This is a genomic window from Paraburkholderia sp. (assembly GCF_034668105.1).
Taxonomy (GTDB): Bacteria; Pseudomonadota; Gammaproteobacteria; order Burkholderiales; family Burkholderiaceae; genus Paraburkholderia.
This window is the reverse complement of record NZ_JAXDPY010000353.1, coordinates 1-6,064: the sequence shown is the minus strand read 5'-3', so window position 1 is coordinate 6,064 and position 6,064 is coordinate 1. Positions and strand designations below refer to the sequence as shown.

Genomic DNA, 6,064 nt, shown 5'->3' with positions numbered 1-6,064 from the left:
CGGCGCCAGCGGCTTATAGTGCGGGTCGCCCGCGTTCTGCTCGTCGACCACCTTCGCCATACGCTTGAAAGTCTCTTCGACCAGCTCGCGCGTCACCACCCCGTGATGCAACCAGTTGGCGATGTGCTGGCTGGAAATACGCAGCGTGGCACGGTCTTCCATCAAGCCGACGTTGTGGATGTCCGGCACCTTCGAGCAACCCACGCCCTGGTCGACCCAGCGCACCACGTAACCGAGAATGCCTTGCGCGTTGTTGTCGACTTCGCTGCGGATCTCGTCCGCGCTCCACTTCGCCGATTCGACCACAGGAATCGTCAGCAAACCATCGAGCAGTTCGTCGCGGACCTTCGAGTAATCCGTGCGTTCGAGTTCCTGCTGAACCGCCTGCACGTCGACCTGGTGATAGTGCAGCGCATGCAGCGTCGCGGCGGTCGGCGAGGGTACCCATGCGGTGTTCGCGCCGGCCTTCGGATGCGCGATCTTCTGTTCGAGCATCGCGTGCATCAGGTCGGGCATCGCCCACATGCCCTTGCCGATCTGCGAGCGGCCACGCAGGCCCGCGCTCAAACCGACCAGCACGTTGCTGCGCTCGTACGCGGCGATCCATGCGCTCGACTTCATGTCGCCCTTGCGCATCATCGGGCCGGCTTCCATCGACGTATGCATTTCGTCGCCGGTGCGGTCGAGGAACCCCGTGTTGATGAACGCGACACGCTCCGACGCTTCGCCGATACACGCGAGCAGGTTGACGGAGGTGCGGCGCTCCTCGTCCATGATGCCCATCTTGATCGTGTTGCGCGGCAATTTCAGCAGGTCTTCGACGCGCGCGAACAGCTCGCTCGCGAACGCGACTTCAGCCGGGCCGTGCATTTTCGGCTTCACGATGTAGATCGAGCCGGTGCGCGAATTCAGCTTGTGCTTGCGATCGTGCAGCGCGCACAGCGAGGTGATGACGGCGTCGAGAATGCCTTCCGGAATCTCCTGGCCGTCTTTGGTGAGCACCGCCGGGTTCGTCATCAAATGACCGACGTTGCGGATGAACAGCAGCGAGCGGCCATGCAGCACGACCGGCGCGGTGCCGTTGGCGGCGGTGTACGCGCGATCGGCATTCAGACGGCGGGTGAACGTCTTGCCGTTCTTCGTGACTTCTTCGGTCAGCTCGCCGTTCATCAGGCCGAGCCAGTTGCGATACAGCTGGACCTTGTCGTCGGCATCGACGGCGGCAACCGAGTCTTCGCAGTCGATGATCGTGCTCACCGCGGCTTCGACCAGCACGTCCTTCACGTGCGCCGAATCGGTCTTGCCGATCGAGTCGTTCGCGTCGATCTGGATTTCGAAATGCAGGCCGTTGTGCTTCAGCAGCACGGCCGACGGTGCACTCACATCGCCCTGATAGCCGATGAATTGCGCCGGCGTCTTCAATCCGGTCTTGCCGCTCTTCAGCGTGACGACGAGCTTGCCGCCTTCGACGCTATACAGCGTGGCGTCGACGTGCGAGCCGTTCGCGAGCGGGGCGGCCTGATCGAGAAACTTGCGGGCATAAGCGATCACCGCGGCGCCGCGCACCGGATTGAAGGCCTTCTGCTTTTCGGCGCCGTTGCTCTCGGGGATCGCATCGGTGCCGTACAGCGCGTCGTACAGGCTGCCCCAGCGCGCGTTGGCGGCGTTCAGCGCATAGCGCTGATTCGACAACGGCACCACGAGTTGCGGGCCGGCCTGTTCGGCGATTTCGGTGTCCACCTGGTCGGTCGTGGCTTTGACGCTCGCCGGCGCCGGCACGATGTAGCCGATGCCTTCGAGGAAGGCGCGGTACGCGCGCAGGTCGCGCACCGGACCCGGATTGGCGCGATGCCAGCTGTCGAGTTCGATTTGCAGGCGGTCGCGCTCGGCCAGCAGCACACGGTTTTTGGGCGCCAGCTCGTGTACGAGGGCGTCGAAACCTGACCAGAATGCGGCGCTGTCGAGTCCGGTGCCGGGCAGGGCCTCGGTTTCGACGAACTGGTCGAGGTTGGCGGCGACTTGCAGTCCGCCGCGCGGGTTCATCTGAGTCATCAACTGCTCCATCTGAATGGGACCGATGAGGGGGCATCGGTCCGCGTTGTGTCCGTTATTGTGCTGCGATTTTATTGCCGCCGCTTCGAACGCAATCTGAACGAAAATACGCGAACGAACCTACGCATGAAATGCCAACTTAAGCGGCAATGGCCTGAATTAGGCGACGATGGCTTGAATACCTGCCTTGGCGATTTGCGCGTCCTGGTCCGACTTCACGCCCGACACGCCGACCGCGCCGACCACCTGGCCGTCGACGATCACCGGTACGCCGCCTTCGAGCGTGCCTTGCAACGGCGCGCTCAGGAATGCCGTGCGGCCGTTGTTGATCATGTCTTCATAGACCTTGGTTTCGCGGCGGCCGATCGCCGACGTGCGGGCTTTTTCCGTTGCGATATACGAACTGGCCGGGGCGCTGCCGTCCAGACGCAGCATGCCGAGTGGGTGGCCGCCGTCGTCGACCACCACGATAGCGACGGCCCACTGGTTCTTCTCGGCCTCCGCGCGGGCAGCCTCGAGGATTCGGGTCGTTTCGGCAACGGTCAACACGGGTTTGCTCAGCATAATGAATTTCCTGTTTCGTTTAGGGTAAGGACGCTTCTACAAGTTCTATCCAATGGCGTACCGGCGTACGGCCGGCGCCGTCCAGATGCGTCTGGCAGCCGATGTTGGCCGTGACGATCAGCTCCGGCTTGCCGCTTTCCAACGCATCGAGCCTGTTGCTCCGTAATCTTTCCGCAAGCTCCGGCTGGGTGATCGAATACGTGCCCGCCGATCCGCAACACAGATGGCCGTCGGGCACGGCGGTGAGATCGAAGCCGAGCCGTTGCAGGATCGACTCGACCGCGCCACCCAGTTTTTGCGCATGCTGCAACGTGCATGGGCAGTGAAACGCGATTTTCTGCCGGGCCTGCTGTGAGAACTGCGGTGACAACTGCTGGGGCATTTGCTGTGGCGTTTCAGTCGGCAAATTCGCCGGCGAATTGCCAGCAGAACTCGCAGGCAATCCAGTCGCTTGCAACTGATCGAGCGGCTCGTTAGCCAGTACCTCGACGAGGTCTCGTGCCAGAGCGCTCACCCGCTGCGCTTTTGACGCATAGCGGGGATCATCGCGCAGCAGATGCCCATACTCCTTGACGAATGCGCCGCAGCCGCTCGCGGTTTGCACGATGGCCTCGGCGCCCGCCTCGATGGCGGGCCACCACGCGTCGATATTGCGCCGTGCCCGCGCCAAGCCTGCCTCTTGCGCATTCAGATGATAATCCGTCGCCCCGCAGCAGCCGGCCCGCTCGGCGCTCACGATGCTGACGCCCAGCCGGTCCAGCACCCGCGCGGCGGCCGCGTTGGTGTTCGGGGACAGCGCGGGTTGCACGCAGCCTTCCAGCATCAGCATTTTGCGCGGATGCCGCGGCGCCGGCCTCGGCTTTGTTCGAGTATCAAGCGGAGCGTTAAGCCGGGCGCTTCGTTTGGGGATTTTACGTCCAAGCGCGGCCGGAAGAAACGGGCGCATGGCCTGGCCGGTCTTGAGCAGCGCGTCGAATACCGCCGGATTCGGGATCACCCGGCGCAAACCCTCGCGCAGCAGGCGCTCCGAGGCGGGCCGTCGAATCCGCCGCTCCAGTTCGGCGCGGCCGATATCCAGTAGCGCATGATAGGTGACACCCGACGGGCAGGTGGTTTCACAGTTGCGGCAACTCAGGCAGCGGTCGAGGTGCAACTGGGTTTTCTGCGTGACCGGCTCGCCTTCCAGCATCTGCTTGATCAGATAAATGCGGCCGCGTGGGCCGTCGAGTTCATTGCCGAGCAACTGATAGGTCGGACAGGTCGCATTGCAGAAACCGCAATGCACGCACGAGCGCAGGATCTGTTCGGCTTCGTCGGCGCGTGACAGGGTTTTGGCGGCGTCGCTGAGATTGGTTTGCATGGTGTCGTTCGCCTTCGGGGCTTCACAGGTCGAGGGTCACAGGCCGGTCTATACAGACCGAGATTCACAGGCCGAGGTTCACAGGTCGAGATTCACAGGCCGGGATTCACAGGCCAAGATTCACAGCCCGGCATACAGACGGCCGGGGTTGAACAGGCCGCGCGGATCGAGTTGCTGCTTCAACTGTTGATGAAAGCGCAGCAGCGCCTTCGGCAGCGGTGTGAAGGGTTCGGCGTCCGCCTGTGGTGTGAAGCAGGTCGCATGGCCCCCTGCGGCGTGCGCGATCTGGCGGATCGTGGCCGCCGGCGCATCGCTTTTGAGCCAGCGTTGCGCGCCCGCCCAGTCGAGCAACGTGTCGCCGGGCAAGCTGATCAGCGGCGCGGCATTCGGCAGCGAGAGGCGCCACAACGGCCGGGTGTCGTCGAAAAATGCCAGACGGTGCTCACGCAGCGCGTCCCAGAACCGCGGATCGAGTTCGCTTGCGCCGATGCGATCCACCGCCGCGGCCACCGACCCCACGCCGCCTTCGAGCCGCACATGCAGGCGGCCGTCCACGTAAGCCGCGCCGCTGACCGGCAACGCGGCGCGGCGCCACGCGGACAGTTCGCGCAGCGCTTCGTGCGCATCGAGATCGAGCGCGCGGCTGCTGAGCGCGCGCGGCTTCGGCAATACCTTCAGCGACACTTCGGTAATCAGGCCGAGGCAGCCGAAGCTGCCGGCGAGCAGTCGCGAGACGTCATAGCCCGCGACGTTCTTCATCACTTCGCCGCCAAAGCGCAGATGTTTGGCGTTGCCCGTAATGACGCGGCAGCCGAGCACGAAATCGCGCACCGAACCCGACCACGGCCGGCGCGGACCGGAGAGGCCGGCCGCCACCATCCCGCCGACGGTGGCGGTACCGTCGAAGCTCGGCGGCTCGCAGGGCAGCATCTGACCGGCGGCGTCGAGCGCGGCATTCAGTTCGCTGACCGGCGTGCCGGCGCGCGCGGTGATCACGAGTTCAGTCGGGTCATAGCTGACCACGCCGCGGTGCGAGCGCGTGTCGATCGGCGTACCGTGCAGCGGGCGACCCAGAAAAGCCTTGCTATTGCCGCCGCGAATCGTCAGTGGCGTACTGCTTGCCCATGCTTGCGAGACTTCGGCGACGAGCCGTTCGCTATCGTCCATCGATACCGCTTCGATCAGCATCAGAAACGCTCCAGTTCGGGAAAGGGCAGTGCGCCGTGGTGGATATGCATCGAGCCGAATTCGGCGCAGCGGTGCAGCGTGGGGACGTTCTTGCCGGGGTTCAGGAGGCCGGCCGGATCGAAGGCGGCCTTCAGTGCGTGGAAGAAGCTCAGTTCGTCGCTATTGAATTGCGCGCACATCTGGTTGATCTTTTCGCGGCCCACGCCGTGTTCGCCGGTGATGCTGCCGCCCACCGCCACACACAGTTCGAGAATCTTCGCGCCGAGCGCTTCGGCGCGCTCCGTTTCGCCGGGCGCATTCGCATCGAACAGGATCAGTGGATGCATGTTGCCGTCGCCCGCATGGAAGACGTTGGCCACCTTCAGGCCGTATTCGTTCGAGAGGTCCTCGATGCCCTTGAGCACGCGCGGCAATTCGCGCCGTGGGATCGTGCCGTCCATGCAGTAGTAATCCGGCGAGATGCGGCCCACCGCGGGGAACGCGTTCTTGCGGCCAGCCCAGAAGCGCTGGCGTTCGGCTTCGTCTTTGGCGAGGCGGATATCGGTGGCGCCCGCGGCGCGCAACAGCGCTTCGACACACGCCACGTCTTCCTGCACGTCGCTTTCCACGCCGTCGACTTCGCACAGGAGGATCGCTTCGGCATCGACCGGATAGCCCGCATGGATGAAGTCTTCGGCCGCCCGGATCGCGAGGTTGTCCATCATTTCGAGGCCGCCCGGGATCACGCCCGCGCCGATGATCTGGGCGACCGCGGCCCCGGCCTTCTCGACGTCGTCGAAACTGGCGAGCAGCTCTTTCGCGCTTTGCGGCTTGGTGAGCAGCTTCACGGTGACTTCGGTGACGATGCCGAGCAGGCCTTCCGAGCCCGTGAAAAGCGCGAGGAAATCGAAACCGGGTGCG

Annotated in this window: 5 protein-coding genes; all 5 read right to left on the bottom strand. The window is 64.3% G+C overall.

The window, feature by feature from the left end:
- Positions 1 to 2,052 (bottom strand): malate synthase G (locus QOC89_RS15965; RefSeq protein WP_323045893.1); only part of this gene is annotated, 2,052 nt, incomplete at its 3' end.
- Positions 2,053 to 2,211: 159 nt separating this feature from the next.
- Positions 2,212 to 2,616 (bottom strand): heme-binding protein, encoded by a 405-nt coding sequence (locus QOC89_RS15960; RefSeq protein WP_323045892.1) that lies wholly within the window; start codon positions 2,614 to 2,616, stop codon positions 2,212 to 2,214.
- 19 nt (positions 2,617 to 2,635) lie between these two features.
- Positions 2,636 to 3,976, bottom strand: coding sequence for a glycolate oxidase subunit GlcF (gene glcF / locus QOC89_RS15955; protein WP_323045891.1), 1,341 nt, complete (start codon positions 3,974 to 3,976; stop codon positions 2,636 to 2,638).
- 120 nt (positions 3,977 to 4,096) lie between these two features.
- A complete protein-coding gene (gene glcE, locus QOC89_RS15950; protein WP_323045890.1) occupies positions 4,097 to 5,164 on the bottom strand; it encodes a glycolate oxidase subunit GlcE in 1,068 nt (355 codons plus the stop codon).
- Positions 5,164 to 6,064, bottom strand: a 901-nt coding sequence (locus tag QOC89_RS15945; RefSeq protein ID WP_323045889.1) for an FAD-linked oxidase C-terminal domain-containing protein, incomplete at its 5' end; no start/stop codon positions are given. The genes glcE and QOC89_RS15945, both read right to left, overlap by 1 nt.

Bases quoted from the DNA above. Each gene is read 5' to 3' on its own strand.
- QOC89_RS15960 (WP_323045892.1), bottom strand. From the start codon at position 2,616: ATGCTGAGCAAACCCGTGTTGACCGTTGCCGAAACGACCCGAATCCTC.
- glcF (WP_323045891.1), bottom strand. From the start codon at position 3,976: ATGCAAACCAATCTCAGCGACGCCGCCAAAACCCTGTCACGCGCCGAC.
- glcE (WP_323045890.1), bottom strand. From the start codon at position 5,164: ATGCTGATCGAAGCGGTATCGATGGACGATAGCGAACGGCTCGTCGCC.